The 22,396-nt window shown below is 66.2% G+C and carries 23 protein-coding genes; 12 read left to right on the top strand and 11 right to left on the bottom strand.

The window, feature by feature from the left end; all coding sequences use genetic code 11:
- Nucleotides 1-54: 54 nt before the first annotated feature.
- On the bottom strand, nucleotides 55-687 hold the full coding sequence (rdgB, locus tag AC1RJ5_RS08660) for an RdgB/HAM1 family non-canonical purine NTP pyrophosphatase (protein ID WP_269574255.1): 633 nt from the start codon (nucleotides 685-687) through the stop codon (nucleotides 55-57).
- Complete coding sequence (rph, locus tag AC1RJ5_RS08655; RefSeq protein ID WP_184170397.1) at nucleotides 684-1,397, bottom strand: ribonuclease PH; 714 nt, start codon at nucleotides 1,395-1,397, stop codon at nucleotides 684-686. Before rph ends, rdgB begins: the two co-directional genes overlap by 4 nt.
- Before the next feature lie 106 nt (nucleotides 1,398-1,503).
- Between rph and AC1RJ5_RS08650 the strand changes: the two genes are divergently transcribed.
- The 3 genes from AC1RJ5_RS08650 to grpE all read left to right on the top strand — a co-directional run bounded on the left by AC1RJ5_RS08650 (nucleotide 1,504) and on the right by grpE (nucleotide 3,770).
- Nucleotides 1,504-2,013 (top strand): DUF6438 domain-containing protein, encoded by a 510-nt coding sequence (locus AC1RJ5_RS08650; protein WP_269574256.1) that lies wholly within the window; start codon nucleotides 1,504-1,506, stop codon nucleotides 2,011-2,013.
- A 148-nt stretch (nucleotides 2,014-2,161) separates the two neighbouring features.
- On the top strand, nucleotides 2,162-3,205 hold the full coding sequence (gene hrcA / locus AC1RJ5_RS08645; protein ID WP_184170393.1) for a heat-inducible transcriptional repressor HrcA: 1,044 nt from the start codon (nucleotides 2,162-2,164) through the stop codon (nucleotides 3,203-3,205).
- Between the two features lie 10 nt (nucleotides 3,206-3,215).
- Nucleotides 3,216-3,770, top strand: a complete 555-nt coding sequence (gene grpE, locus AC1RJ5_RS08640; protein ID WP_184170390.1) for a nucleotide exchange factor GrpE — start codon at nucleotides 3,216-3,218, stop codon at nucleotides 3,768-3,770.
- A 173-nt stretch (nucleotides 3,771-3,943) separates the two neighbouring features.
- Here the strand turns inward: grpE and AC1RJ5_RS08635 are convergent, their stop codons facing one another.
- Entirely contained in the window at nucleotides 3,944-4,513 is a 570-nt protein-coding gene (locus tag AC1RJ5_RS08635; protein ID WP_269574258.1) for a TetR/AcrR family transcriptional regulator, read from the bottom strand.
- Nucleotides 4,514-4,653: 140 nt separating this feature from the next.
- Here AC1RJ5_RS08635 and AC1RJ5_RS08630 point away from each other — a divergent pair, with 140 nt between their 5' ends.
- The 7 genes from AC1RJ5_RS08630 (at nucleotide 4,654) to AC1RJ5_RS08600 (ending at nucleotide 11,510) form a co-directional block, all read left to right on the top strand.
- A complete protein-coding gene (locus AC1RJ5_RS08630) occupies nucleotides 4,654-5,622 on the top strand; it encodes an SDR family NAD(P)-dependent oxidoreductase (protein ID WP_493112761.1) in 969 nt (322 codons plus the stop codon).
- A 239-nt stretch (nucleotides 5,623-5,861) separates the two neighbouring features.
- A complete protein-coding gene (locus tag AC1RJ5_RS08625; RefSeq protein ID WP_184170386.1) occupies nucleotides 5,862-6,299 on the top strand; it encodes a DUF1003 domain-containing protein in 438 nt (145 codons plus the stop codon).
- An 83-nt stretch (nucleotides 6,300-6,382) separates the two neighbouring features.
- Nucleotides 6,383-6,709, top strand: a complete 327-nt coding sequence (locus tag AC1RJ5_RS08620; protein ID WP_493112759.1) for a hypothetical protein — start codon at nucleotides 6,383-6,385, stop codon at nucleotides 6,707-6,709.
- A gap of 126 nt (nucleotides 6,710-6,835) precedes the next feature.
- The gene (locus tag AC1RJ5_RS08615) at nucleotides 6,836-7,645 is read left to right on the top strand and encodes a ferredoxin--NADP reductase (protein ID WP_269576577.1); all 810 of its coding nucleotides are present in this window, start codon (nucleotides 6,836-6,838) and stop codon (nucleotides 7,643-7,645) included.
- A 65-nt stretch (nucleotides 7,646-7,710) separates the two neighbouring features.
- Entirely contained in the window at nucleotides 7,711-8,310 is a 600-nt protein-coding gene (locus AC1RJ5_RS08610; RefSeq protein WP_493112757.1) for a hypothetical protein, read from the top strand.
- 49 nt (nucleotides 8,311-8,359) lie between these two features.
- Nucleotides 8,360-11,110 (top strand): [protein-PII] uridylyltransferase, encoded by a 2,751-nt coding sequence (locus AC1RJ5_RS08605; RefSeq protein WP_493112755.1) that lies wholly within the window; start codon nucleotides 8,360-8,362, stop codon nucleotides 11,108-11,110.
- A gap of 16 nt (nucleotides 11,111-11,126) precedes the next feature.
- Nucleotides 11,127-11,510 carry a VOC family protein gene (locus AC1RJ5_RS08600; RefSeq protein ID WP_184170375.1) on the top strand — a complete coding sequence of 128 codons (384 nt, stop codon included), beginning with the start codon at nucleotides 11,127-11,129 and terminating at the stop codon, nucleotides 11,508-11,510.
- A gap of 219 nt (nucleotides 11,511-11,729) precedes the next feature.
- On the opposite strand, the gene AC1RJ5_RS08595 is transcribed toward AC1RJ5_RS08600, so the two are convergent.
- The 6 genes from AC1RJ5_RS08595 to thrS all read right to left on the bottom strand — a co-directional run bounded on the left by AC1RJ5_RS08595 (nucleotide 11,730) and on the right by thrS (nucleotide 18,191).
- On the bottom strand, nucleotides 11,730-13,811 hold the full coding sequence (locus AC1RJ5_RS08595) for a sulfatase-like hydrolase/transferase (protein ID WP_493112752.1): 2,082 nt from the start codon (nucleotides 13,809-13,811) through the stop codon (nucleotides 11,730-11,732).
- Between the two features lie 70 nt (nucleotides 13,812-13,881).
- Entirely contained in the window at nucleotides 13,882-14,754 is an 873-nt protein-coding gene (locus AC1RJ5_RS08590; RefSeq protein ID WP_493112750.1) for a glycoside hydrolase family 16 protein, read from the bottom strand.
- Entirely contained in the window at nucleotides 14,754-15,287 is a 534-nt protein-coding gene (gene infC, locus AC1RJ5_RS08585; protein WP_184170369.1) for a translation initiation factor IF-3, read from the bottom strand. The genes AC1RJ5_RS08590 and infC overlap by 1 nt, the downstream gene beginning before the upstream one ends.
- A gap of 149 nt (nucleotides 15,288-15,436) precedes the next feature.
- A complete protein-coding gene (locus tag AC1RJ5_RS08580; RefSeq protein ID WP_493112747.1) occupies nucleotides 15,437-15,877 on the bottom strand; it encodes an acetyltransferase in 441 nt (146 codons plus the stop codon).
- Nucleotides 15,877-16,203, bottom strand: a complete 327-nt coding sequence (locus tag AC1RJ5_RS08575) for a YnfA family protein (protein ID WP_342250799.1) — start codon at nucleotides 16,201-16,203, stop codon at nucleotides 15,877-15,879. The genes AC1RJ5_RS08580 and AC1RJ5_RS08575 overlap by 1 nt, the downstream gene beginning before the upstream one ends.
- Nucleotides 16,200-18,191 (bottom strand): threonine--tRNA ligase, encoded by a 1,992-nt coding sequence (gene thrS / locus AC1RJ5_RS08570; protein ID WP_269574266.1) that lies wholly within the window; start codon nucleotides 18,189-18,191, stop codon nucleotides 16,200-16,202. Before thrS ends, AC1RJ5_RS08575 begins: the two co-directional genes overlap by 4 nt.
- A gap of 283 nt (nucleotides 18,192-18,474) precedes the next feature.
- On the opposite strand from thrS, the gene AC1RJ5_RS08565 reads away from it, so the two are divergent.
- Nucleotides 18,475-18,828 carry a VOC family protein gene (locus AC1RJ5_RS08565; RefSeq protein WP_342250797.1) on the top strand — a complete coding sequence of 118 codons (354 nt, stop codon included), beginning with the start codon at nucleotides 18,475-18,477 and terminating at the stop codon, nucleotides 18,826-18,828.
- Nucleotides 18,818-20,215: a class I SAM-dependent methyltransferase gene (locus AC1RJ5_RS08560; protein WP_342250796.1), complete on the top strand. Its 1,398-nt coding sequence runs from the start codon at nucleotides 18,818-18,820 to the stop codon at nucleotides 20,213-20,215. The genes AC1RJ5_RS08565 and AC1RJ5_RS08560 overlap by 11 nt, the downstream gene beginning before the upstream one ends.
- A 218-nt stretch (nucleotides 20,216-20,433) precedes the next feature.
- Here the strand turns inward: AC1RJ5_RS08560 and AC1RJ5_RS08555 are convergent, their stop codons facing one another.
- Nucleotides 20,434-21,447 (bottom strand): aldo/keto reductase, encoded by a 1,014-nt coding sequence (locus AC1RJ5_RS08555; protein WP_493112744.1) that lies wholly within the window; start codon nucleotides 21,445-21,447, stop codon nucleotides 20,434-20,436.
- A gap of 83 nt (nucleotides 21,448-21,530) precedes the next feature.
- Nucleotides 21,531-22,364, bottom strand: a complete 834-nt coding sequence (locus AC1RJ5_RS08550) for an LD-carboxypeptidase (RefSeq protein ID WP_184170348.1) — start codon at nucleotides 22,362-22,364, stop codon at nucleotides 21,531-21,533.
- Between the last annotated feature and the right edge of the window lie 32 nt (nucleotides 22,365-22,396).

The following is a 22,396-nucleotide window of genomic DNA, read 5'->3' as shown; positions in this document are numbered from 1 at the left end:
GCGAACGGGATGACTCGCGAAATAAATCCTTAACGCGGCGCGAATCACGATTCCTTAATCAAGCACCGCCGCGACCAGCTGGCGGAAGGCATCGGCGCGGTGGCTCATCGCATGCTTGGCGGCCGGCTCCATCTCGCCGAACGTCTCTTCATGCCCCGTCGGCAGGAAGACCGGGTCATAGCCGAAGCCCTGGGTGCCGCGCGGCGGCCATACCAGGGTGCCGTCGACGCGGCCCTCGAACCACTCGACATGGCCATCGGGCCAGGCGAGCGCGAGCGCGCAGATGAAATGCGCGTCGCGCCCGGTTTCGGGTGGCAGCGCCGCCAGCTTGTCCTCGACCAGCTGCATCGCGACGCCGAAATCCTTGCTCGGGCCCGCCCAGCGCGCCGAGAAGATGCCGGGATCATTGTTCAGCGCCTCGACGCACAGGCCCGAATCATCGGCCAGGGCAGGGAGCCCCGAGAGATCCGCAGCCTGCAGCGCCTTCAGCTCGGCATTGGCGACGAAGGTGGTCCCCGTCTCCTCGGGCTCGGGCAGGTCGAGCTCGGCCGCGGAGACCGGCTCGATCCCGAACGGACCGAGAAGCTCGCGAATCTCACGCACCTTGCCGGCATTGTGGCTGGCGATCACCAGCTTGCCGGGTTTGAGTTTGCGGATCGCCTGGGGAGTGTCGCCTTCGCCGCTCATCCGATTGCCTTCACCTGTGCTTCAAAGATCTGGTTGCAGCCGATCCGCGCGAGGCGGAGCAGGCGGAGCAGCCCTTCCTCGTCATAGGTCGCGCCCTCGGCGGTCGCCTGCGCCTCGGCGATGTTGCCGTTCGACAGCAGGACGAAGTTCGCATCGGCATCGGCGGCGCTGTCCTCGACATAGTCGAGGTCGAGCACCGGCGTGCCCTGATGGATGCCGCAGGAAACCGCGGCGACCTGCGCCGTGATCGGGTCTTCCTTGATCAGCCCCTGGGCCATCAGCTTGTTCACCGCGATGCGCAGCGCGACGAACGCGCCCGAGATCGCCGCCGTGCGGGTGCCGCCGTCGGCCTGGATCACGTCGCAATCGAGCGTGATCTGGCGCTCGCCGAGCTTCTTGAGGTCGGTGACGGCCCGCAGGCTGCGGCCGATCAGGCGCTGGATCTCCTGGGTGCGGCCGGACTGCTTGCCCTTGGCCGCTTCGCGCTGGCCGCGGGTGTGCGTCGCGCGCGGGAGCATGCCGTACTCGGCCGTGACCCAGCCCTCGCCCTTGCCCTTGAGCCAGGGCGGCAGCCGCTCTTCGACGCTCGCGGTCACCAGCACGCGGGTGTCGCCGAAGCTGATCAGCACCGAACCCTCGGCGTGGCGGGTGAAATGCGGTTCGATGGTGATTGCCCGCATCTCGTCGGGGGCGCGGCCGGAAGGGCGCATCTGCTTCAGTCTCCTGCAAGGTTTGACGCGCCACGTAGACGTAACGGTTGGAACGCGCCAGTGTCGGCGGGCGATCCGTGTAGAGTGGCCGCAGGGAGAACAGGGTATGCGTAGGCTTGCAATCATCGGACTTGGGGCGCTGGCATTGTCGGGCTGCGTGAAGCCGAGTGGTGGTCCCGGCCCGGGCAAGCCGATCCCGATCGAAGGCGATTCGATCCGCTACGAGACCGGTCCCTGCTATGGCCGCTGCCCGGTCTATGCCGTCACCGTGCGGCCCGACGGCACCGGCGTGTTCGAGGGCAAGCGCTTTACCGCGGCGACCGGCGAGAAGCCGTTCAAGCTGACCCGCGCGCAATATGATGCCTTCGCCGCGGCGCTGGCGCCCTACCGCCCGGAAAGCGGCGAGGTCCGCTATGCCCCCGGCCAGAAGAATTGCGAGCCGGCAGTCACCGACGCCTCCAGCGTCAACGTCACCTGGACCCGCGCGATCGGCGACAGCCAGGGGCTCTATTTCTATTATGGCTGCCGCTCGGAAAAGAACCGCCCGCTTGGCCAGGCACTCGGCGACGCAGTCGAGGGGCTGCCGATCCACGACCTGATCGGCGAGCGGCCCTGATTTTCAGGCCCACTTGCACCCCGGCGAAAGCCGGGGCCCAGGGTTTCTCTGCCGACTCGCTTGTGGCCCTGGGCCCCGGCTTTCGCCGGGGAACAGTTTGCGCAACCGCAGAGGTTGGCGTGTGGAATGTGCACGCTACATAAGCTCCATGACCACCCCGCCGATCCGCGAACTGACCGACCGCGCCCGCGACGTGTTTCGCATGGTGGTCGAGTCGTATCTCGACACCGGCGCTCCCGTCGGCTCACGGACGATCGCGCAGATCTCCGGTCTCAATCTCTCGCCCGCCTCGATCCGCAACGTGATGCAGGACCTGGAGGAGCTCGGCCTGCTCGCTGCTCCCCATACCAGCGCCGGCCGGATGCCTACCGAGACGGGCCTGCGCCTGTTCGTCGATGGCATGATGCAGGCGGCCGAACCCAGCGCCGAGGAGCGTGCCGCGATCGAGCGCAACGCGGCCGAGCGCGGTCCGGTGGAGGAGGCGCTGGCCGCAACCACCGCCGCGCTCTCGGGCCTCTCGTCCTGCGCCGGGCTGGTGCTGGTGCCCAAGGTCGAGCCATTGCTGCGCTCCTTCGGCTTCGTGCCCCTGAGTCACGACCGTGCGCTCGCCGTGCTGGTCGGCGAGGACGGTTCGGTCGAGAATCGCGTGGTCGAGCTGCCCGGGGGCATGGACCCTTCGGCGCTCCAGCGTGCCGCCAATTATCTCTCGGCCACCTTCGCCGGGCTCACCCTCAGTCAGGCGCGAGCCCGGGTCGAGCGCGAGCTGGGGGCGCAGCGCGCCGCGCTTGACAGCGCCGCTGCCGCGCTGGTTGAGCGCGGCCTTGCCGTGTGGAGCGAGGACGGCGGTCGCCGCCCCGTGCTGATCGTGCGCGGCCAGGCCCGGCTGATCGACACTGCCGCGGCGGAGGATCTCGACAAGGTCAGCCAGTTGCTCGACCAGCTCGAAGGGCAGGAGGAGATTGCGCGCCTGCTCGATTCGGCACGCGAGGGCGAAGCCACGCGCATCTTCATCGGATCCGAGAACAAGCTGTTTGCGTTGTCCGGTTCGTCGGTGATCGCCAAGCCCGTCCGTTCGCTTGACGGGCGGGTGGTCGGCGTGGTCGGCGTGATCGGGCCTACGCGGTTGAACTATGCGCGCGTCGTCCCCATGGTGGATTTCACGGCGGCCACAATGGCCCGATTACTGGCCTGAACAGGGAAATATGACGGAAGAGAACAAGGTGACGGACACCCAGGAAGAAACGCTGCGCGCGGAAACCGCGGAGGGTGCGCCCGAAGTGGCCGAGCACGATCGCCTGGCCGAGCTCGAGGCGCAGCTCGCCGAGGCGAAGTCGGCAGTGATGTATGCCCAGGCGGAGACGCAGAACGTCCGCCGCCGCGCAGAGAAGGAAGCGCAGGACGCCAAGGCCTATGCCGCGACCGGTTTCGCGCGCGACGTGCTGTCGGTGGCCGACAATCTCACCCGCGCGCTGGCCGCGATTCCGGCCGAGCTCAAGGAAGACGAGAAGCTCAAGGGCCTGGTCACCGGCCTTGAGGCGACCGGCCGCGAGCTGGAATCGGTGTTCGGCCGCCACGGCATCACCAGGATCGTCGCGCTCGGCGAAGCGCTCGATCCCAACCGCCACCAGGCGATGATGGAAATGCCCAGCGCCGATGCGGAGCCGGGCACGATCGTGCAGGAAATCCAGTCAGGCTACATGATCCGCGATCGCCTGCTGCGCCCCGCGCTGGTCGGCGTGGCGAAGAAGCCGGACTGATCCCGGCGGACATCGCGAGACGAAGAGGCCGGGGCAATGCTCCGGCCTTTTTCTTGCCGGAACAGTTCCCCGGCGAAAGCCGGGGCCCAGGGTTTCTCTGCCGGATCGCTTTGTTACCCTGGGCCCCGGCTTTCGCCGGGGAGCAGGATGTTCGCCCCGGGGAAGAGAGGGAATTACACCCGCATCCCCGCGATCAGGATATCGATCAGCCGCCGCGCCGTATCCTGCCAGCCCGGCCCCGCGCTCGCCACGCCGGCGATCGCGCGCAGCAGGTCGATCGGATCCATGTCGAGCTTGATCTCGCCGCTCGCCACGGCGCGGTCGGTAAGCAGCGCGATCGCTTCGGGCGTGCCGCTGTTGCAGGCGGCATAGAGCGCGGCGGTGCCGCCCGTGACCGATCCGAACACTGCCGCCATGCCATATTTGGTGCCGAGATAATCGACGAACAGCAGCAGCCATTGGCGCAGCGCCTCGACCGGTGGATGCGCCTCGCTCAGCTTCGCCGCCGCATCCGCCAGCTGCATGGTCTCGTTGCGATAGACCGCCTCGATCAGCGCGTCGCGCGTCGGGAAATGCCGATAGAGCGTACCGATGCCCACGCCGGCCTCGCGCGCGATTTCCTCCAGGCTCGCACTCGGGCCCTTCTCGCCGAACACCGCCTTGGCCGTGTCGAGCAGCCGCAGCCGGTTGCGCTCGGCATCGGCGCGCGGCTTGCGGGAGGAGGAATCGCCGGTTTCGGCCACGATTATGGGATCGTCCCTTGAAAAGCGGAGGATGCCTCCGTATTTATTTCCGGAGACGCCCTCCACTTAATATTTCCCAGGTCGCCGGGCAAGGGGCTCGTGGCCGATGGAGCCGTGCGTCCGCGTGACGGAGACAGGCAATGACCCAGGTTTTCAATGCAGCTTCCACCACCGACGAAGTGCTCGCCGGCGTCGATCTCAGCGGCAAGCGCGTGCTTGTCACTGGCGTCTCGGCCGGCCTCGGGGTCGAGACGGCGCGGGTGCTGGCGGCGCATGGCGCGCAGGTGATCGGCACCGCGCGCGATCTCGCCAAGGCCGAGCGCGCTACCCAGGTCGTCCGCGACCAGGCGGCGAACGGGGGCGGTATCGAGCTGGTCGAGCTCGATCTCGCCTCGCTCGCCAGCGTGCGTGCTGCGGCGGACAGGCTTGTCGCCGATGGCCGAAGCTTCGATGTGGTGATCGCCAATGCCGGCGTCATGGCCACCCCGCTCGGCTACACCGCCGACGGCTTCGAAACCCAGTTCGGCACCAACCATCTCGGCCATTTTGTCTTCGTCAATCGCATCGCCGCGCTGATCAAGGATGGCGGCCGGCTGGTGAACCTTGCGTCCTCGGGCCATCGCTATTCGGATGTCGATCTCGAAAATCCGAACTTCGAATACACGCCCTATGAGCCGATGGTCGCCTATGGCCGCTCGAAGACCGCGAACATCCTGTTCGCCGTCGAGTTCGACCGACGCCACAAGGATCGCGGCGTCCGTGCCACCGCGCTGCACCCCGGCGGCATCCAGACTGAGCTCGGCCGCCATATCGGCCAGGAGACGCTCGAGCAGGTGCTTGCCCGGATCAATGCCGAATTGGCCGAGCAGGGCCAGCCGCCCTTCCAGTGGAAGACGATCCCGCAGGGGGCTGGCACCAGCGTCTGGGCCGGCTTCGTCGCGCCTGCCGGGGAAGTCGGCGCGCGCTACTGCGAGAACTGCCATGTCTCGCAGGTGACCGACGGCATCATCAATCCGGTCAGCGAAGGCGTACGCTCCTATGCGCTCGATCCGGAGAATGCCAAGGCGCTCTGGGCGAAGAGCGAGGAGATGGTCGGCGAGCGTTTCTGAGCCTCGCCGGAGCCGTTATTGCGAACATGACGGCTTTTTCATTTGAAATCCGCGGGCGAGGCGACCATCTCGCCCGTGGATGCACAACCGTGCACCCTTAACCGCCAGCTCCGAGAATGGGGTCATGTCCAGCAACGACCATAGTCGATCGACCGTGCCGTCCAGGGCCGCCGCGCTGAGCTGATCCGCTCACCTCCTGCGCAGCCGCCCCGGGCGGCCGGTCGGCAGTGAGGTATATTATGAACGCAGCCATCCGTTTCCTCGCGGATCTTCGCTTCTTCGGCAGCGTGGGTCGCGACCCCAACGCGCTGTTCGACGAGCGGCTGACCTTTGGCGAGAAGCTCGCCGATCGGGTCGCCGCGGTCGGCGGCTCCTGGGGATTCATCATCGGCTTCGGCCTGTTCCTCGGCGCCTGGGCGCTGCTGAACACCGTCGTGCTCGCCGCGCACGCCTTTGATCCGTTCCCCTTCATCTTCCTCAACCTGATGCTGTCGATGCTCGCCGCGCTGCAGGCCCCGATCATCATGATGAGCCAGAACCGCCAGGCGGCGAAGGACCGGTTCGAGGCGCGGCTCGACTACGAGACCAATCTGCGCGCCGAGGCGCAGATCGACAGCCTGCACCACAAGATCGACCTGCTCACCGCCGAGATAGCACGGCTTTCGCGGGTCGATTGAAAACTACGCTATTGCTAGTCATTCGCAATAAAGGGTAAGGCGATTCCACCCCGGAGATTCCGCTCCGGGGAAGGGGATCGCCTTTGTACCAGTTCCTGGATCGCTCCGCCGCCGAGCTTGCGCCCGTCGATCAGCTGTTGCTCCACGCGATGCGGCAATGGGTGGCGACGATTCGCGCCGGGCGCTGCCCGTGCAGCGTGCTCGGCCCGGTGCTGCGCGGGCGCGGACTGGTCGAGATGCTGCCCGATCTGAACATGGCGATGCTGCTCATCGAGCGCGAAAACCTGTCCCAACTTCGCTTCAAACCGCCCTTCTCGGCGGAAATAGGCGATGACGAGGCCTTGCTCCTTTCGCTGCATGCGCTAGCACGCGCCGGCGCGCAGCCGCGCGTCGACGCGGTCATCGAGTAGATCGTGAAACCCGAAGCGCGCCTTCCGCTCTCCGTGGCGGTGGCGCGTATCGCTGTTGCTTTCGCGCGTTGAAGTAAAATTACGTTGCAGCGCACCGTGAATTTGGAAAGAGCCGACCTCGTGAATATGCATGCCCGCCCGCCCATCGTCCTGCCCGAGCATCCCGCCTTCCAGACGGCTGCGGTGCGCTGGGTGAAACATTGGAACGAGCATCTGTTCAGCTTCGCGATCGAGCGTCCGGCCAGCTTCCGCTTCCGCGCCGGCGAGTTCGTGATGATCGGCCTGGAAGGCGAGGGCAAGCCGCTGATGCGCGCCTATTCGATCGCCAGCCCGACCTGGTCGGATGAGCTCGAGTTCCTTTCGATCAAGGTCGAGAACGGCCCGCTAACCTCGCGCCTTCAGCTGATCCAGCCGGGCGACCAGATCTATCTCGGCAAGAAGCCCACCGGCACGCTCGTCGCCGACGCGCTGCTGCCCGGCAAGCGCCTCTTCATGCTGTCGACCGGCACCGGCCTGGCGCCGTTCCTCAGCGTCGCGCGCGATCCGGACACCTATGAGCGGTTCGAGCAGCTGGTGATCGTCCACTCGACGCGCCGTGTCAGCGACCTCGCCTATCATGACGAGCTGACCGCGCAGCTGGCGAATGATCCGCTGGTTGCGGACCAGGCGCTGCTCCAGTTCCACTATATCCCCACCGTGACGCGCGAGCCGTTCCGCACCAGCGGCCGTATCGGCCAGCTGATCGAGAATGGCTGGCTGTTCAAGGCACCGGTCCAGGGCCATCCCGAGCTCAACCCGGAGACCGATCGCGTCATGCTCTGCGGCTCGAACGCGATGATCAAGGACTTCGCCCAGATGCTCGAAGGGCATGGTTTCGAGGAAGGCTCGAACGCCAACCCGGGCAGCTTCGTGCTGGAGCGCGCCTTCGTCGGCTGACGAACGGTCCTTTGCGACCGGGACAGACTGGCTCGCGACCGGTTCGGACGACACCTCCACGGCGGATGGCGCATAAACGCGTCATCTGTTCGTTGGAGGAATTGCCCGTGAAGTTTCGTGTGATCGCCGTTGTCGCGGCCCTGGCGCTTTCGGCCTGCGGATCGTCGGAGCGCGAGGCGGGGGATACCGCGGGTGCCGAAGCGGGCGCCGATGGCGAGGTGGTGCCGGTGCCGGCCACCGGCCTTTTCGAACTTCCCGCCGGCTTGTGGGAGCGCAAGGTTACCGCGCTTTCGGGCAAGCCGATGCCGGTTGAGCGCATTTGCATCGCTGATTCGGTTCGTGCCCGTGTGATCCCTCTTACCGAGGTTCGCCCGTTCCTGTCGGACTGCAAGCTGCTGGAGCAGTCGGAGAAAACGATGTTTGGCGTGATCTTCCGCCTCCAGTGCAGCAAGCCCAAGGCAACGGAGGTGGGCGGTAACATCACCTTCAAGGACGGCGCGCTGACGACTGCGCTCACTATCGCGAACGGAGGCACCACGCCGGCGGACCCGTTGCCGTCCAACGCGGCGATCGTCTCCAGGCGCATCGGCGATTGCCCCGCCGGCATGAAGCCGGGCGATACGGCCGACGAAAACGGCAGGATCACCGGCTCGATCGCCGGCTGATCGCCTTGGGGGAGGTGACGGGGCGAGGCTTTCGCCCTATCTCCCCCACATGTCCAACCGCTTCGACAACGTCCCGAACCGCCGCGCGCTGATCGACCGGCGCGGCGTCGCCGAGCGGCTGCACGCGCTGCAGGCCAAGGACGGCGCCAAGCTGCGTGCCGCGGGCACGAAGGAACTCAAGGCCGCGCTCGATGCGGGCCGCGCCGAGATCGCCCGGCGCCTGGCCGAACATCCTTCGCGCGGACACGAAATCGCCGCTTCGGGCGCGTTCCTGATCGACCAGCTTTTGCGCCTGCTTTGGGACTTTACGGTCGAGCGCCTCCACCCCAATCCGAATCCCAGCGCCGCCGAACGCATGGTGCTGATCGCGGTCGGTGGCTATGGCCGGGGCGAGATGGCGCCGCATTCCGATATCGATATCGGCTTCATCACCCCGTGGAAGGTCACCGGCTGGTGCGAGCAGGTGATCGAATCGATGCTCTATTCGCTGTGGGACATGCAGCTGAAGGTCGGCCATTCGTCGCGCTCGCTCGACGACATGGTACGCCAGGCCAAGGCCGATGTGACCGTGCGCACCGCGCTGCTCGAAGCGCGCTATGTGTGGGGCGATACCAGCCTCTATGACGAAGCCGCGGCGCGCTTCAAAAGCGAGGTCCAGGCCGATACCGCCCGCACCTTCATCGCCGAGAAGCTGGCCGAGCGCGAGGCGCGGCACAAGCGGATGGGCGACAGCCGCTATGTCGTCGAGCCCAATGTGAAGGAAGGCAAGGGCGGGTTGCGCGACCTGCACACGCTCTTCTGGATCGGCAAGTACGCGTACAATGTCCGCGAGACCGGCGAGCTGGTCGAGAAGGGGCTGCTGACCAAGCTCGAATATCGCCAGTTCCGCCGCGCCGAGAATTTCCTCTGGGCGGTGCGCTGCCATCTCCACCTGATCACCGGCCGCGCCGAGGACCGGCTCACGTTCGACGTCCAGCGCGAGATCGCCGAGCGGATGCGCTATTCCGATCGCCCGGGCATGTCGAAGGTCGAGCGCTTCATGCGCTTCTACTTCCTCCAGGCGAAGGCGGTGGGTGACCTCACCGGCGTGTTCCTCGCGCATCTCGACGAGAAGTTCGCCGCGCGGGGCTCGCGCTTCGGCTTCCCCCAGCTCTGGCGGCGGCCGCGCAAGCTCAAGGGCTTCACGCTCGACCGCGGCCGGCTGGCGATCCCGCGCGACGATTATTTCCGCGAGGATCCGGTGCGGCTGATCGAGCTGTTCCAGCTCGCCGACCTGCACAAGCTCGAAGTGCATCCGCTGGCGATGCGCGTGGCCGCACGGGACGCCAAGCTGGTTGACGATGTCCGCGACGATCCCCGGGCCAATGCGCTGTTCCTCGATGTGCTGACTTCGCCGCGCGATCCGGAAACGGTGCTGCGCTGGATGAACGAGGCCGGCGTGTTCGGCCGCTTCGTTCCGGACTTCGGCCGGGTCGTCGCGCAGATGCAGTTCGACATGTACCACCATTATACGGTCGATGAGCACTCGATCCGGGCAATCGGCCTGCTTGCCCAGATCGAGAAGGGCGAGCTGCGCGACGATCATCCGCTCGGCACCAGCATCTTCAAGCAGATCGCCCAGCGGCGCGCGCTCTATGTCGCGGTGCTGCTCCACGACATCGCCAAGGGGCGTGGCGGCGATCACTCGATCCTGGGTGCCGAAGTCGCCGAGCGCTTCTGTCCGCGCCTGGGCATGAGCAAGGCCGAGACCGAGACCGTTGCCTGGCTGGTACGCTGGCACCTGCTGATGTCGGCGACCGCGTTCAAGCGCGACCTGAGCGACTTCAAGACGATCCTCGATTTCGCCGGCCATGTGCAGAGCGCCGAGCGACTGCGCATGCTCCTCCTCCTCACCATCGTCGATATCCGCGCGGTGGGGCCGGGCGTGTGGAATGGGTGGAAGCGCCAGCTGCTCGCCGATCTGTTCGATGCCGCCGAGGAAGTGCTCCGCCTCGGCCACAAGCAGAAGGGCCGCAACGAGCGCATCGCCGCCAAGCAGGAAGAGCTTACCCAGGCGCTCGGCTGGGAAGGTGCCCGCATGGACGCCTTCAAGAAGCGGATGACCGAGAGCTACTGGATCGCCGAGCCGTCCGACGTGCTCGAGCGCAACGCGCGGCAGGTCGATGCCGCTGGGCAGGCGCAGCTCTCGGTGGAGGCGCAGGTCTATCCCGAGCGCGGCGCGACTCTGGTCACGGTCTATGCCGCGGACCATCCGGGCCTGTTCTATCGCATCGCCGGCGCGATCCATGTCGCCGGCGGCAACATCATCGACGCGCGCATTCACACCACGCGCGACGGCATGGCGCTCGACAATTTCCTGATCCAGGATCCGCTCGGCCGCCCGTTCGACGAGGAAGCGCGGCTCAACCGGATCAAGACGACGATCGCCGATGCGCTGGCCAATCGCGCCAAGCTGCAGGATCGCCTGAAGGCCAAGCCGCTGGTCCGGCCCCGCGCGGAAGCCTTTGCGATCGAAGCGAATGTGCTGATCGACAACAACGCGTCGAACCGCTTCACCGTGATCGAGATCAACGCGCGCGATCGGCCGGCTTTGCTCTGCCACCTCGCCTATGCGTTGTTCCAGTCGAAGGTGACGATCCATTCGGCGCATGTCGCCACCTATGGTGAGCGCGCGGTCGATACCTTCTATCTGACCGATCTGATCGGCGATAAGATCGAGAGCAGCGGCCGGTTGAAGACCATCGAGCGCCGCCTGCTCGAAGCTGCGACGGGTGATGGTACGGTGGCAGAAGCCGCCTGAGGAAAGGGGATCGGGAATGCCGGTTGTCGGGTTTGGAGGCTTCTTCTTCCGTGCGCAGGACCCCGAGGGCCTCAAGGCCTGGTATGGCGAGGTGCTGGGTGTCGGCGGCGGCTTCGGCAAGGACGAGAGCGGCCAGTCCAGCCCGTGGTTCTGGCATCCCGAGCCGGGCGGAGTCGTGTTCGAGCCGTTCAAGGCGACGACCGATTATTTCGCGCCGGACAAGAGCTATATGCTGAACTTCCGGGTGCGCGATCTCGACAGCCTGCTCGAGCAGCTCAATGCCCGCGGCATCGAGATCGTCACCAAGGACGAATGGGACACGCCCGAGACCGGGCGTTTCGCCCGCATCCACGATCCCGAGGGCAATCCGATCGAGCTTTGGGAGCCGCCGGCGCAATAAGCGCCCGGGCCATCATCCCGGCCAAGGCCGGGCTCAGGCGATGGCGGGGCTTGCAATGCAGGATTTCGCCTGCCGGGCTCGCGCGGGCCCGGCCAGCCCGGGCCGCTATTCAAGTTGTTGGAAAAATAGGATCTCGCGCGCGCAAGGAACTTGCGTGGCAGGGCGCTGGGAACCGGCTCTTGGCCTGTACTTCGTGTACTTTCGTTTTGGTGCAAAGCGCTACAGGTCGCGCAATTCCAGCCGCCGCAGCAATTGGGCGAGCTTGTCGGCCTCCTGCTGCAGTGCGGCCGGCAGCCCCTCGCGGATCGTCGGCGGGGTCACCGCTACCTGCACCAGGTTGTTCGCCTCGATCGGGTCGCTGCGCAGGTCGTACATCTCCCATTCCTGCGGCTCGTGGCCGGAAGGGTCGAAATAGCGGACCAGCTTGAAGTCGTGGGTGCGCACCGCGCGAACGTGGTTGGGCTGCTTCACCGGCCCGCGCCGGAGCGAGACCGGCCCCTTGCCGTCGCTGCCATGGATCACGCTATCGACCACGTCGAGATAGACGTCGAACTCCTCATAGCTGTGCCGCTCCTGCGCGGTGCGGGAAAGCGGCAGCGGCGCGGTGATGTCGTCATCGGTGATGAACAGCACGCCTTCGCGCTCCTGTCCGTCCGGCTCGACGATCGGCGTCACTGCGATTTCGCCCTTGGTGACGGCGCCGGCGATGATCGCCGACAGATCGACACCGGGCAGCGGCGGCACCGGGCGGCTCAGCGCCAGCTTCTGGCTGATCGCATGCCGCTCGTCCGCACCCACCCCGGCAAGGCCGAGGATGGTCGGCAGGATGTCGATATGGCTGGTAAGTCCGTCATATTGCGCGGGCTCCGGCGCCACGACGTCGTGGCCCAGGTCGCGCCCGCCCTTGGGGAATTGCACGACCACCGGCACGTGCAGCGCCTCCTGATAGGCGGTGTACCATTTCTCGATCATCATGCCGTGCGCCGCGGCATATTCGCCGTGATCGGTCAGGAAGACGACGATGGTGTTGTCGGCCTGGCCCGATTGCTCGAGCGCATCGAGCACGGCGTCGATGTGCTGGTCGACCACCGAATGCAGCCAGGCGTAGAATTGCAGGAACTGGACGCAGTTCGCGTCGGCGCCGCCCTGCTCCTCGGTCGCGAGCTGGAAGGGAATGCAGCTCTTCAGCGACTGTTGCAGCGCGAGCCGCTTGCGCCGCGCGGCGGCCTTTTCGGGATCGAGCGAGGGGTCGAGGTCGTGCTGGTCGAGCCAGTTCTCGCCGGCGGCGACCAGCCCATTGACGATGTTGAACCCGCCCTTGGCCGCCAGCGCGAGCCCGACCTTGTAGGCCGCCTCGTGCTGCGCGCTCGGCTTGGTCGAGAGATCCTCGTTCTGGGTTGGGGATGCGCGCGAGCAATCCTGCGGGAAGTCGAGCGGATTGAGCGGAATGCGCATCGACCCGGCGATCGGGGCGGGGGTCTTCTGGTGCTTGCCGGGGATGGTCAGCGGCCCGAAGATCGATTGGGTGCCGCTCTTGTTCTGATGGTCCGGCAGCGCCTGAGCGATCACACCGGGATAGGTGGCGATGTCGTGTGGATTGGTGAAGGAGACCACCGCGAACCAGGGCGGGATGCTGCTCACGTCCGGGCCGGTCGAGGCCGGGTCCTGCGCCGCCATTTCGGCCGAGACGCGGTTATAGTTGAGCGCCAGCCCCTGGCGGCGGAGGAAGCTGCAGGCGCTGTCGGTGAAGCCGGTGTCCCGGTAGATGCCCAGATTGTTGGGCTGGGCGCCGTGCGGCTCGGGATAGCTCTCTTCCCAATCGTCGAAGCCATAGCGTTTCAGGCTGTGCTCGGGCGGGTTGGAGACGTGCCACTTGCCGAAATAATGGGTGGAGTAGCCGGCCTCGCGCATCCAGCTGCCCAGTGTCGGGATGCCGTCGGCATCGAGCCAGGGGAAGTTGGGCGAGTCGCCGTTCTTGAACAGCCCGTCGGTCTGGGTGACGCCGGTGCGGGTGCCGTATTGGCCGGTGTAGATCACCGCGCGGCTGGGCGTGCAGGCCGAGGCGGCGATCGTGTGGTTGCGCAGCACCACGGCGTTTTCGCGCAGTCGCAGCAGCCCGGGGAAATATTCGGCGTAGCGGTTATGGGTGCCGATCTCGCCCTGGAAGCCCAATATCTCCTTCAGCTCGGCGTCGAACCCGCCCTCGGCGCCATAGGCGAAGCGGGGGAAGCGATACTGGTCACAGGTAATGAGCAGGATGTTCGGACGCGCGGTGGCGTCCCCGGCAGTGCTGGTCGCCATGATTCCCTCTCCCCAAGCTGGGCGGGAGGATGCTTCACGGCCGTGCAGCCTTCAACGAGGGATGGCACCGTTATCGAGGTGTCGGCGCTTGCCAGACCCGGACATAGTCGACGTCCATCCGCGACGGGAAGGCATCGTCATCGATGCCCTTCTGCCCGCCCCAGCCGCCTACGGCGACGTTGAGGATCAGGTACTGCGGTTTGTCGAACGGCCAGGTCGCGGGATCGCCCTTATGGTCATTGTCGAAGCGCATGAAGGCGCGCCCATCGACTCCGATCAGGATGCGATCCCTGGTCCAGTCGAGCTGGTAGGTGTGGAAGGCGGTGCACGCATCCGCAAGCAGCGTATTGGCGCCGCGCTGGGTGTGGATGGCGTGGTTATAGGCCTTGGTGTGGATCGTGCCATGGACCCGGCCCTCGTCCCAGCCGACATGCTCCATGATGTCGATCTCGCCGAGCGCCGGCCAGCCAGCCTTGCCGTCGGTGCCGAGCATCCAGATCGCCGGCCAGACGCCGCGCCCGCAGGCGAGCCTGGCCCGGACCTCGACAAAACCATAGGTCCAGTCGGCGATACCGGCGGTGACGAGCTTGCCCGAGGCATAGTCCTGGCCGCCGAAATCGGGCTTGTCGGCCAGCCGTTCCTTGCGCGCCTCTATGACGAGATGGCCCTTCTCGACCCGGACATTTTCCGGCCGGTCGGCGGCGTAATATTGGAGTTCGTTGTTGTACCAGCCCGCCTTGTTGCGGCTGGTGTCGTAGCGCCACTTCGCCGGGTCCGGGGCGCCGTGCCGGTCGAACTCGTCGGCCCATACCTGGCGATAGCCGGTGGGCAACGCCATCGGCTCGCTGGCTTCGGAAGTGGTGGAAGAGGCGGCGGTCTGTGCCGCTGCCGGCAGGGGAAGGGCGGCGAGGGCCGCGATCAGCAGCCCTCGCGCCTTGTGCATCACTTGGGTGCCAGCACCATCAGCATCTGGCGACCTTCCATGCGCGGATAGGACTCGACCTTCGCGTCCTCGGCGCAGTCTTCCTGCACACGCTTGAGCAGGATCATGCCGAGCTGGCCATGGCTGAGCTCACGACCGCGGAAGCGCAGGGTGACCTTCACCTTGTCGCCTTCGCCGATGAACTTGTGGATGGCCTTCATCTTCACGTCGTAATCGTGATCGTCGATGTTCGGACGCATCTTGATCTCTTTGATCTCCTGCGTCTTCTGGCTCTTGCGGGCGAGGTTGGCCTTCTTCTGCGCCTCGTACTTGAACTTGCCGACGTCGAGGAACTTGGCAACGGGCGGATCAGCGTTGGGCGACACTTCGACAAGGTCGAGCCCAAGCTCCTGCGCCTGTTCCATCGCCTCGCGCGTGTACATCACGCCGAGATTTTCGCCCTCATGGTCGATCACGCGGACCTTGGGCGACTGAATGAATTCGTTAAACCGCGGACCGTTCATCGGCGGTGCCACCATCGAGCGGCGATTCATGGGCGGACGTATACGACTTGCTCCTGTTGTTGCAGACTCAGGGTTTGGGCGGCTCAATAACGCAGTAAGGGGCAAATCGGTAGCCCGGCGACCGCGTTTCCGCCGAAATTCCGCGCACTGTGGCGTGGACGTAACGCTGATATCGGGTTTTAGCCGACATAACGCAAGTGGAGGATGGGATAAGGCCGCCCTGCCGGATCGCTTTCCGAGCGACCGATGACCTCGAAGCCGCGTGCGATATAGAAGGGCAGGGCATTGTCCGCCTGTTCGTTGGCATCGACCAGTAGGTCCTGAGACAGGGACAGGGCGTGTGCTACCAGGGCACTGCCAAGGCCGCGGCCATGCGCGGCCGGATCGACGAACAATGCGTCGATCATGGCCCCGTCCATGGCGAGGAAGCCCTGAACCACCCCGGCATTGTCCTCGACCAGCCAAAGCGGTGCCTGGGGCAGGAACTGCTCCGCGACCATGGTGTCGATCTCGGCGCGGTGTTCGGCAGAGAGGAAGCCATGGGTGGCATCCACCGCCGCGCGCCAGATAGCCAGTGCACGGGGTACATCGGCTTTGGTGCCAAGACGAATGCGGGGCATCAGCGGCGTCCCCACAGGATCACCAGGCAACCTGCCACTGCCAGCGCGGCGCCGGCCATGTCCCAGCGCGTGGGCATCACGCGTTCGACCAGCACCATCCAGCCGAGCGAGGCGAGGATGTAGATCCCGCCATAGGCGGCATAGGCCCGCCCGGCCGCATCGGCGCTGCTCAACGTCAGCAGCCAGGCGAACAGGGCGAGCGATACGCCGCCGGGGATCAACCACCACGCCGATTTGTCCAGCCGCAGCACCGCCCAGAAGGCGAAGCAGCCCGCGATCTCGGCCAGCGCGGCGCCGGCATAGATCGCGAGCGTTGCCGGGTTCATGCCAGGTCGGGCGGAGTCGCCTCGGCCACCAGCCTGGCCACCGCTTCGTCGAGGCTCAGCATCTGCTGGCCCTGGCTGCCCAGTACGCGCAACGCCACGGTGCCTTCTTCGGCCTCGCGCTTGCCGACGACGAGCAGGTTGGGAACCTTGGCCACCGAATGCTCGCGGACCTTGTAGTTGATCTTCTCGTTGCGAAGATCGGTCTCGACGCGGATGCCGACGGCCTGGAGCTTCCTGGCGACTTCCTTCGCATAATCGTCCGCATCGGAGACGATCGTCGCGACCACCGCCTGGGTCGGCGCGAGCCAGGTCGGCAGCTTGCCGGCGAAATGCTCGATCAGGATGCCGATGAAGCGCTCATAGGACCCGAAGATCGCGCGGTGGAGCATCACCGGGCGGTGACGCTCGCCATCCTCGGCGACGTAGGACGCGTCGAGACGCTCGGGCAGCACGCGGTCCGACTGGATCGTGCCGACCTGCCAGGTGCGGCCGATCGCGTCGGTCAGGTGCCACTCCAGCTTCGGCGCATAGAAGGCACCTTCGCCGGGCAGCTCTTCCCAGCCATATTCCTCGGTCGCCATTCCGGCGCGGACCACGGCGTCGCGCAGCTCGGCCTCGGCCTGGTCCCACATCTCCTCGGTGCCAAAGCGATTCTCGGGGCGCAGTGCCAGCTTGATCGAATAGGTGAAGCCGAAGTCCTTGTAGACGCGGTCGGCGAGCTGGCAGAAATCCTGCACCTCGTCGACGATCTGGTCCTCACGGCAGAAGATATGGCCGTCGTCCTGGGTGAACTGGCGGACGCGCATCAGCCCGTGCAGCGCGCCGTGCGGCTCGTTGCGGTGGCAGCAGCCATTCTCGACGAGCCGCAGCGGCAGGTCGCGATACGACTTGATGCCCTGCTTGAAGATCAAGATGTGCGCCGGGCAGTTCATCGGCTTGAGCGCCATCCACTGCACGTCTTCCGACACCATCGGGCCTTCGTCCTCGATGTTCGGGGTCTCGTCGGGGATGACGAACATGTTCTCGCGATACTTGCCCCAGTGGCCGGACTGCTCCCACTGGCGCGCGTCCATCACCTGCGGGGTCTTCACCTCGCGGCTGCCCGCGGCGTTGACCGCACGGCGCATATAATCCTCGAGCGCGCGGTAGATGACATAGCCGTTCGGGTGCCAGAACACCGAGCCATGCGCTTCCTGCTGGAGGTGGAACAGGTCCATCTCCTGGCCGAGCTTGCGGTGGTCGCGCTTGGCGGCCTCCTCGAGGCGCATCATGTGCTCGTCGAGCTGCTTCTTGTTGAGCCAGCCCGTGCCATAGATGCGCGAGAGCATCGCGTTCTTCTGGTCGCCGCGCCAATAGGCGCCCGAAACGCGCGTCAGCTTGAAGGCGTTGGGATCGACCTTGCCGGTGGAGGCGAGGTGCGGGCCGCGGCACATGTCGAGCCAGGCGTCCTCGCCCTTGCCGGCGCGGTAGACGGTCAGCTCTTCGCCCTCGGGCAGTTCCTGCGCCCATTCGGCCTTGAAGGTCTCGCCCTGCCTGGTCCAGCGATCGATCAGCTGCTGGCGCGACCAGACCTCGCGGATCAGCGGCTCGTTCTTGCCGATGATCTTGCGCATCTCGGCTTCGATCGCCGGCAGGTCCTCTTCGGTAAAGGGACGGTCCTTGGGGGCGAAGTCGTAATAGAAGCCGTCGTCGGTCGCAGGGCCGAAGGTGATCTGCGTGCCCGGGAAGAGGTTCTGCACCGCTTCCGCCAGGATATGTGCGAAGTCGTGGCGGGCGAGCTCGAGCGCGTCCTTCTCGTCCTTCGCGGTGACCAAAGCGAGCTGGGCGTCGCCCTCGAACGGACGGCCGATGTCGCGCAGCTCGCCATCGACGCGCGCGGCGAGCGCCGCCTTGGCCAGACCCGGACCGATCGCCGCGGCGATGTCCGCCGGGGTAGTCCCCGGGGCTACCTCGCGGACGGAACCGTCGGGCAGCGTAATGCGGAACATCTCGGACACGGGTTTGACTTTCGTGAAGGGGTGATTGGAGCGCGGCTTATGCCTTCGCGGGTGCGATATAGGCAAGCACTCGTGAAATTGCTTGTGCGAAGCCCCAAAGTGAAGGGAGTCGGGGCAAATCATTTCACTTTGTCCGCTGGACGGGAACGATGCTTTCCGGTGCGTCCGAAAAAATCGCGCCCTGGCCATGCCGAACGGCGTGGCAGACGAAATCCTACATTGGAAGCCGGTTTCGAGATGGCGTAGGGCCGGACACGAACGAAAGAGAGTCGAGATGGACAGTCAGCGCGCGACCACGATCCTGCCCTGCAATGACCTGGATGCCAGCCTCGCCTTTTACGAGCGGCTGGGGTTCCGCTTGGCCAGCGATTATGGTGACTACAAGATTCTGGACGACGGCAAGGGGTGGCACCTGCACCTCAACAAGGCGGTGCTCGGCTGGCTGGTGCCGGGGCACAATCCCTTTGGCATCTATCTCTACACCGATGACGTCGACGCGATGGCGGACCGGGTGCGCGAGCACATCATCGAGAAGGAGGGGCCGAGCCTGAAGCCCTGGGGTTGCTACGAGTTCGCGGTGAGCGATCCGGACGGCACGCTGGTGAGGATCGGCCGCATTGCATCCTGAAGCCGGGCAATTGCTGCGCATGGCGGCCGATGCCGCCAACCAGGGCGCGTTCAACCAGGCGCTGCCGATGCTGAGCCATGCGCTGACGCTCGATTTCGAGGCGACGGCGCCGGCCTATGCGGAGCTGCTGTCGCACCTGTCGCTGACCGGCTGGCCGACCCAGCTGGAGGCGGACCTGGTGACCTGTCTGCATGCGCGCACGGTCGATCCGCAGGCATTGGCGCGGACGACGGCACGCATGCTGCTGGTGAAATATCCCGAGCCGATAGTGGCGGAGGACGCGCTGTGGATCGCGTTCCTCACGCGCTGCATCAACGTCGATCCGGCGATGGAGGCGCGGCTGGCCTGGTTGGCGGGAGAGACGCTGCCGGAAGGGCTGCGGGCGGCGCTGGCGGTGCAGGCCTTTGCCGGTGAGTATGTGTGGGGCGGAGAGGGGCTGGGCGTTCCTCCCGAGGCAGTCGCCGCGCTGGCCGAGGAGCAGGCGCTGACTGAGGCGATGCCGTCGCTCGGCCCATCGGGGGACGCCGTATCGGATAGGGTGCGTGCGCAGTACGAGGCCAATCCCTATCCGCGCTGGCGCGCGCCTGCGGGCCGGCAGCGCGTGTCGGTAGCCGCGCACCTCGCCGCGTTGGGCGCCCCGCAGGCCGAGCCGCTCGCGGTGCTGGTCGCCGGCTGCGGCACCGGGTTCGAGCCGATCGACCTGGCGCGGATGGACCCGTCTCTGACGATCACCGCGCTGGACCTGAGCGGCGCCAGCCTCGCCTATGGCCAGCGCATGGCCAGCAGGCTGGGGGTGCAGGCGGTACGCTTCGTGCAGGGCGACATCCTCGATATTGCCGAACTGGGCCAGCGCTTCGGGCTGGTGAACTGTACCGGCGTGCTACACCATATGGAGCGGCCCGAGGACGGGCTGGCCGCGCTGACCGGCGTATTGGAACCGGGTGGGGTGGTGCGGCTTGCGCTCTACAGCGAGCGTGCGCGGGGCTGGGTTGCCGAGGCGCAGCGGGTGATCGCCGAGCATGGCTGGGATGCGAGTGCAGAGGGCATCCGCGCGTTCCGTGCGCATGTGCTGGCGCTGCCGCCGGAAAAGCCGCTTTCCCGGCTGCGGGAAAGCGACGACTTCTACACGCTGAGCGGGTGCCGCGACCTGTGCTTCCATGTCCGCGAGCATTGGTACCGGCTGCCCGCGATTGGCGAGATGCTCACCGCCGCCGGGCTGGAGCTGCTGATGCTCGATGCCCCGCCCGATGCGCAGGGCCTGTTCACGCGGCTCTTCGGGACCGGCGGCGACCGGCGCAGCCTCGCCCTATGGGACCAGGTGGAGGCAACTGCGCCGCATCTGTTCGCGGGGATGTTTCATTTGTGGGCGAAGCGGGTGGCCGGATAGCGAACCGCCAAAGGTTTTCCGCAAAACTCTATTCTCCGCCATCCCCGCGAAGGCGGGGATCCAGAGCCAAGGGTGAAAGGTTCGCGGCCCTGCCAGAGGTTTCCGGCAGTGGATGGCCTCGATTGCTTCGGCATCGCAAACTACCCTGGATCCCCGCCTTCGCGGGGATGACGAGTTGGAGTCCGGGATGGCAGGTATGGATTGCCCGGCCTCCCACCTCACCCGTCGATCGGCAACGGGGCATCCGGCGAAACCAGCCCTGCCTCGCGCAGTTCGCGCCAGAAATCGGCGGGAATCGCTTCGTTGAGCGCGGCATGGTCCTCGGCGAGGCGGCTCGGCTTGCTCGCGCCGGGGATCACTGCAGCGACTGCTGGATTGGCCAACGAGAATTGCAGGCCCGCCGCCTTCATGCTCACGCCATGGCGGTCGGCGATCGCCCTGATCCGGGCGACCTTGTCTAGCATCGCCTGGGGCGCCGGGGCATATTCGAAATGCGCACCGCCGACGAGCACGCCCGAGCTGTAAGGCCCGCCGACGACGATGCCGAGGCCGCGTTCGGCGACCTTGGGCATCAGCCGCTGCAGGGCGCGCTCGTGGTCGAGCAGCGTATAGCGGCCGGCGAGCAGGAAACCGTCCGGGCGCGGTTCCTCCAGGTCGAGCAGCAGCTCGCAGGCCTCGACCTTGTTCACGCCCAGGCCCCAGGCCTTGATCACACCTTCGTCGCGCAAGCGGTCGAGCGTGCGGAAAGCGCCCTTGCGCGCCTCGGCGAAGCGGTCGACCCATTCGTCGCGGTAGAAATCCTGGGCGAGGTCATGGACGAAGACGATCTCGATGCGATCGGTCTTGAGCCGCTTCAGGCTGTCCTCGATCGAGCGCATCGTCGCGTCGGCCGAATAGTCGTTCACTACCTTGTTGGCGTGGCCATGGGCGAAGACGCCGGCCTTCTCGCCCTGGTCGCGTGCGCTGACATCCTCTAGCTCGTCGAGGATGACGCGGCCGACCTTGGTGCTGATCACATATTCGTCGCGCGGGCGGCTGCCCAGCACTTCGCCCATGCGGATCTCGGCCAGGCCGGCGCCGTAGAGCGGGGCGGTATCGTAATAGCGGATGCCCTGGTTCCAGGCGGCATCGACGGTGGCGAGCGCTTCCTCCTCGGGGATGTCGCGGAACATGTTGCCGAGCGGCGCGGCGCCGAAGCCGAGCTTGCCGGGTAGGATGTCCTTGATCGCCATGTCACGCTGCCCTTTTCCGAAGCCTTGTCGAGCCCGGCAGATAGGTAGCAGCGCCTGCGCGCGAAAGACCCGTACGGGTAGGGTTAGAGCAGCCCGAAGGGCACCACCCGGTTCAGGCGGACATGGCCGATCTCGGCGCGGCCGAGATAGGGCACGCCCATGTCATGGCACCAGCGCAGGATCATCTGGTCGATCGTCTCGCCGAAGCTGTAGTTGCCTGCGGCCTCGCCATTGTCCTTGACGGCTGAGACCGCGCCCAGCCGCACGCCGGCAATGCCCTTGAGCTGGGTAGCGTGCGCCATCTGGAACATCATCCGGTCGATCCGGTAGAGCGGCTCGTCCACTTCCTCGATGTAGAGGACATGGTCGGTCAGGTCGGGCAGGTATTTGGTGCCGATCAGCGCATTGAGGATCGACAGGTTGAACGCGGCGGCGGGGCGGCCATCGGCCAGCGCCGGCTCCAGGCCGCGCTTGTCGCCGTCGATCAGCCAGCCGAGCACCCAGCCTTCGGAAACGCCCTCATCATGCTGGCCGAGGCCCGAGGACATCGATCCGTGCGCGACGCGGCCGACCCGCGCGGCATAGAGCGCGCCGAGCATGAAGCCCATGTCCGAGAAGCCGATATAGGTCTTGTGCCGCGCGGCCGAACCGAGCTTTGGCATCACCATGTCGAGGATGCGATTGGAGCCATAGCCGCCGCGCGCGAACCAGATCGCGTCGAACGCCGGATCATTGGCATATTCGAGGAAGGCGGCGGCGCGCTGTTCGTCGGTGCCGGCGAAATGGCCCCATTCGAGATAGCATTGCGGATGGAACACGATCTCGTGCTCGGGGTAGGTCAGCGCCATGAACGCGGATAGCCTGGCCGAGGATTCCCGGCTGACTGTCCTTGCTGGTGCGACGACTCCGATGCGCATGCCTTGCCCCTTTGCTTCGAATTGCCGATAGC

Source organism: Sphingomonas sp. GW822-FHT03G08 (assembly GCF_058801135.1).
The sequence above is the reverse complement of the archived record's forward strand: the minus strand, read 5'-3'. Positions and strand labels throughout refer to the sequence as shown.

Bases quoted from the DNA above. Each gene is read 5' to 3' on its own strand.
- AC1RJ5_RS08630 (WP_493112761.1), top strand. From the start codon at position 4,654: ATGACCCAGGTTTTCAATGCAGCTTCCACCACCGACGAAGTGCTCGCC.
- thrS (WP_269574266.1), bottom strand. From the start codon at position 18,191: ATGTTCCGCATTACGCTGCCCGACGGTTCCGTCCGCGAGGTAGCCCCG.
- AC1RJ5_RS08590 (WP_493112750.1), bottom strand. From the start codon at position 14,754: ATGCACAAGGCGCGAGGGCTGCTGATCGCGGCCCTCGCCGCCCTTCCC.
- AC1RJ5_RS08605 (WP_493112755.1), top strand. From the start codon at position 8,360: ATGTCCAACCGCTTCGACAACGTCCCGAACCGCCGCGCGCTGATCGAC.
- AC1RJ5_RS08550 (WP_184170348.1), bottom strand. From the start codon at position 22,364: ATGCGCATCGGAGTCGTCGCACCAGCAAGGACAGTCAGCCGGGAATCC.
- grpE (WP_184170390.1), top strand. From the start codon at position 3,216: ATGACGGAAGAGAACAAGGTGACGGACACCCAGGAAGAAACGCTGCGC.
- AC1RJ5_RS08565 (WP_342250797.1), top strand. From the start codon at position 18,475: ATGGACAGTCAGCGCGCGACCACGATCCTGCCCTGCAATGACCTGGAT.
- AC1RJ5_RS08610 (WP_493112757.1), top strand. From the start codon at position 7,711: ATGGCGCATAAACGCGTCATCTGTTCGTTGGAGGAATTGCCCGTGAAG.
- AC1RJ5_RS08625 (WP_184170386.1), top strand. From the start codon at position 5,862: ATGAACGCAGCCATCCGTTTCCTCGCGGATCTTCGCTTCTTCGGCAGC.
- hrcA (WP_184170393.1), top strand. From the start codon at position 2,162: ATGACCACCCCGCCGATCCGCGAACTGACCGACCGCGCCCGCGACGTG.
- infC (WP_184170369.1), bottom strand. From the start codon at position 15,287: ATGAATCGCCGCTCGATGGTGGCACCGCCGATGAACGGTCCGCGGTTT.
- rdgB (WP_269574255.1), bottom strand. From the start codon at position 687: ATGAGCGGCGAAGGCGACACTCCCCAGGCGATCCGCAAACTCAAACCC.
- AC1RJ5_RS08615 (WP_269576577.1), top strand. From the start codon at position 6,836: ATGCATGCCCGCCCGCCCATCGTCCTGCCCGAGCATCCCGCCTTCCAG.
- rph (WP_184170397.1), bottom strand. From the start codon at position 1,397: ATGCGCCCTTCCGGCCGCGCCCCCGACGAGATGCGGGCAATCACCATC.
- AC1RJ5_RS08650 (WP_269574256.1), top strand. From the start codon at position 1,504: ATGCGTAGGCTTGCAATCATCGGACTTGGGGCGCTGGCATTGTCGGGC.
- AC1RJ5_RS08600 (WP_184170375.1), top strand. From the start codon at position 11,127: ATGCCGGTTGTCGGGTTTGGAGGCTTCTTCTTCCGTGCGCAGGACCCC.
- AC1RJ5_RS08555 (WP_493112744.1), bottom strand. From the start codon at position 21,447: ATGGCGATCAAGGACATCCTACCCGGCAAGCTCGGCTTCGGCGCCGCG.
- AC1RJ5_RS08580 (WP_493112747.1), bottom strand. From the start codon at position 15,877: ATGCCCCGCATTCGTCTTGGCACCAAAGCCGATGTACCCCGTGCACTG.
- AC1RJ5_RS08595 (WP_493112752.1), bottom strand. From the start codon at position 13,811: ATGGCGACCAGCACTGCCGGGGACGCCACCGCGCGTCCGAACATCCTG.
- AC1RJ5_RS08575 (WP_342250799.1), bottom strand. From the start codon at position 16,203: ATGAACCCGGCAACGCTCGCGATCTATGCCGGCGCCGCGCTGGCCGAG.